The 3,776-nt window shown below is 50.0% G+C and carries 3 protein-coding genes and 1 pseudogene; 1 reads left to right on the top strand and 3 read right to left on the bottom strand.

Annotated elements, in window-relative coordinates:
- Nucleotides 1-118: 118 nt before the first annotated feature.
- Together N4310_RS07895 and N4310_RS07890 are read right to left on the bottom strand one after the other, a co-directional pair.
- Nucleotides 119-2,344 (bottom strand): heavy metal translocating P-type ATPase, encoded by a 2,226-nt coding sequence (locus N4310_RS07895; RefSeq protein ID WP_262092744.1) that lies wholly within the window; start codon nucleotides 2,342-2,344, stop codon nucleotides 119-121.
- A 12-nt stretch (nucleotides 2,345-2,356) separates the two neighbouring features.
- A complete protein-coding gene (locus N4310_RS07890; RefSeq protein WP_262092743.1) occupies nucleotides 2,357-2,782 on the bottom strand; it encodes a CopY/TcrY family copper transport repressor in 426 nt (141 codons plus the stop codon).
- Nucleotides 2,783-2,965: 183 nt separating this feature from the next.
- Here N4310_RS07890 and N4310_RS07885 point away from each other — a divergent pair, with 183 nt between their 5' ends.
- Nucleotides 2,966-3,181 carry a hypothetical protein gene (locus tag N4310_RS07885; RefSeq protein ID WP_262092742.1) on the top strand — a complete coding sequence of 72 codons (216 nt, stop codon included), beginning with the start codon at nucleotides 2,966-2,968 and terminating at the stop codon, nucleotides 3,179-3,181.
- Between the two features lie 436 nt (nucleotides 3,182-3,617).
- On the opposite strand, the pseudogene N4310_RS07880 reads toward N4310_RS07885, so the two are convergent.
- A pseudogene (locus N4310_RS07880) lies at nucleotides 3,618-3,776 on the bottom strand (IS5/IS1182 family transposase); the annotation flags it as partial.

Here is a 3,776-nt window from a genome sequence, read left to right as displayed (position 1 = left end):
ATTTTAATTCTTTAATTTGATCTTGTGTGAATTTCATACTATCTATTATAATTCAGATTTTGTTTTTTGTTAAGTATAAGTCCTGCGAGTTGAATTTCTTGTTGCATAGGGTTCTCCTTTATTTCCAGTTTAGGCGAAGGGCGTTTAAAACAACGGATACAGAGGACAGGCTCATGGCTAGTCCTGCCAACATTGGGTTGAGAAGGGGGCCGCCGAACAGGTAGAGGAGGCCCATGGCGATTGGGATTCCAATGATATTGTATATAAAGGCCCAGAAAAGATTTTCTTTGATGATCCGCAGGGTAGCCCGGCTGAGGCTGATTGCATCAGCTAGACGAACCAGATCGCCTTGGAGGAGCACGAGGTCAGAAGCATCCATGGCGATGTCGGTTCCGGTGCCCATGGCGATGCCGACTTGGGCTTGAGCCAGAGCTGGGGCATCATTGATGCCGTCTCCAACCATAGCGACAGCTTTGCCTTGTTTTTGGTAGCTAGCAACTTGAGCAGCCTTATCCTGGGGGAGGACCTGTGCCACAACCTTGGAAATTCCTACTTCCTCCGCAATAGCCCGAGCTGTAGCTTCCTTGTCACCGGTTAGCAGCACCACTTCCAAGCCCAATTGGTCTAACTTGGAGATGGCTTGGCGGCTGGTCTCCTTAATGGGATCGGCAACTGCCAAGGCTGCCAGCAAGACGTCTTCGCGGGCCAGTAGGAGACTGGTCTTACCGGCCTTTTCCCAAGCCTCGAGGTCTAGCTCCTCGGGTAGCACCAGCCCCTCTTCTTCTAAGTACCGCCTGGTCCCAACCAGCACGCGCTGGCCGTCCACTTTGGCCTCGATCCCTCGCCCGACCTGGGCCTGGAAATCCATCGTTTGGCGCAAAGTCAAGCCTGCTTCAGTTGCCGCCTGGACTAGAGCCTGGGCAATCGGGTGTTCGCTATGGCTTTCGGCGGACGCTAGAAGGGTTAATACCTCTTCCCGCGACTCCCCTGCCCAAAGCTCTAAATCGGTCAGCTGCATTTGGCCAGCTGTGACGGTCCCTGTCTTATCCAAGAGCACCGTATCCACCTGGGCCAAGGCTTCCAAAGCCGGACCAGACTTGAGCAGGATTCCTTTTTGGGCACCCCGCCCAGTAGCCACCATCATGGCTGTCGGTGTCGCTAAACCAAGGGCACAGGGGCAGGCAATCACCAAAACAGCAATAAAAATCGAAAGGGCAAATTCCAGACTGGCCCCTGCCAAGAAGTACCAGCTCAAACTCGCCAACAGAGCTAGTCCTAGGACCAGGGGCACAAAGTAACGCGCTAGCCGATCGGCCAAGGCCGCAATCGGAGCCTTCTGAGCCTGGGCCTCCTCAACCAGCCTGATAATCTGCGCCAGCAGGGTTGCTCCACCGACATGGGTTACCTCATAATCCAGACTCCCGGTCTGATTGAGACTGCCAGCCCAAACCGCTTGCCCAGCCTCCTTATAAATAGGAAAACTTTCCCCCGTCATCATGGACTCATCCACATAGCCAGAGCCAGACAAGACCGTTCCATCCACCGGGAAGGAATCCCCCGGCAGGACCCGGACCCGATCTCCGACCTGCAAATCCTTAGTCGCAACCAGCTCTAGCCCGTTCGCTCCGACGCGCCGGGCTTCCTGCGGGGCTAACTGACCTAGCCCTTTTAGGGCACGGGAAGTCTCTTGTTTAGCTCTCGCTTCTAAATATTTTCCCAAAAAGACAAAGAAAATAATGGTCGCAGCTGATTCAAAATAAAGGTGATGGGCAAAATGGCTTTGACCCTGTAAAACCTGCCAGCTACCATAGGTGGAGTAGAGATAGGCGGCAGCTGTGCCAAGGGCAATCAGGCTGTCCATATTGGGGTGGCCCTGCCAGAGATTCCGGAAACCACGCTGGTAAAGACCACGTCCCAGATAAAGGACAGCCGTTGTCACCAGCAATTGAAAGAGGACAAAAGGACCTTCTGCTCTTAGAAAACTGGGAAGGGGCAGACCCCACATGGCACCCATGGCCACATAAAGCAAGGGCAGGGTTAGAACGGCTGTGGCTAGCAAGCGCTTGCGTTCAGCCTCCAAGCGACGCTGCTTGTCTTCTTCTTGCAACTGGCCTTGTTTCGCATCCCACTCCAGCCGCTGCTCTTTGAGACTATAACCCAGACTCGCCACCGCCTCTTCCAAGTCGCTGGCCTTAAAATCCCCAGTGGTTTTTAAGGTTAACTTTTCTGTCGCCAGATTTACCTGGGCAACCGCTACTCCCTCCTGTTGGCCGGCCACTGTTTCCACCGTCAGAGCACAGGAAGCACAGGTCATCCCACTCACTTGATATAAACGTTCTTCCATTCTAACCTCCTTCTAAGCATGGCAATCACATTGACCCGGCAAACAGTTGCAGGCCAAATCAACCGGAGCTGTCACCTGAGCCTCCTGGGCCCAGGCAATCAAACGCTCCAAATCCGACTGGGTCAGGCTGGCTTGTTGCAAGAGCTGCAAGAGGTGCTGACCATGCTTGGTCTGGCACTGATTCGCCAACCACTCTCGGCCCAATTTGTCCAATTCCTGTTCCTCACTGGCTAAAGCTCGGTAGACAAAGCGTTTCCCGTCAGCCTGAGCCTCAATCAGTCCCTTATCTTTGAGCCGGGTCAAGAGAGTCTTGACCGTACTCGGTTTCCAGTCAAAGTCCGCTTGCAGAAAGTCAATAATCTGACTGCTTCCGCTACCTGGATGAGCCCAAAGGACTCGCATCACCTGCCACTCTGCCTGTGACATCATTGCTTTCATGATTGCTCCTTTTCGTTTACAAATGTAGTCTATATTTGTAGTTTACACTCGTAGACATAAAATGTCAAGAAGGTCGATTCATGTTCCTAAAAATAGCTTCTCATTTCCACTCTTATCAGTAGCAAATGACTCATTTTTGCATTATTATAATAGCAAGAAGTTCTTATGAATCGGAGGTGACCTATGAGACATCTAAAAATCCTAGCCTGTTCCCTCGTCCTGTACGGGATTTTAGGATCCATGCTACAGACACTTAACCTCTTTTCCTTCCACTTCAGCCTTTTCGGAGTGCTGGCTTATGCCCTGGGAAGCCTCCTATACTCCTTTTATACCCAAGAAGAAAAAGGCTATCTCCTGATCCTCGCTGCGATCGGTTTGATGCTGGGATTTACTCCTTAAGACCTATCCCCTACTGAAAAATCGGTGGGGGATTTTTACTTGTTCTCTACGGACTCAATCTCCAAATGAGAGAAATCGCTGACAACGAATCACTTGTAGGAGCTTGACAATTCGTGAAACAAATTTATAATAGGTTGGTAAACATAAAAAACATAAGGAGTAGACATGAAAAAGACTTTCGTCGTTAGTAGCTTACTGCTAGCACCAACCTTGATTGTGGCACAAGAAGTTCAAGCTGAAGAACACAGCGAAAATCCTGAAGCCTCTTTAGGGACTTAAATTCCGCTCTTGAGGCTGCTAAAGGGCACTTCTAAAAACCAGAAGTATTCCGTCATATAAAAAAGAAGGGACTCTTGTCCTCTAATTTCCAGCAAAAGTCCCTGTATTTCCTACTTTTCTATCCCGATTATCGGGAGAATTCTGATTTTTGGGCGCACTAAGCCCATGTATTCAAATTCAGTCGTTTGATCTGTTCAAAACGACAAATATTGTACATCAGATTTGTGAGTGTGACATTCGTCTTGGCACGCTTAAATCCAATACCCCGAAATGTACTGCCTTTCATAGTGTTTTCAATAAAGCCAAAGACATGTTC

Source organism: Streptococcus danieliae (assembly GCF_025447695.1).
Lineage (GTDB): Bacteria > Bacillota > Bacilli > Lactobacillales > Streptococcaceae > Streptococcus > Streptococcus danieliae.
This window is presented reverse-complemented; position numbering and strand designations above follow the sequence as displayed.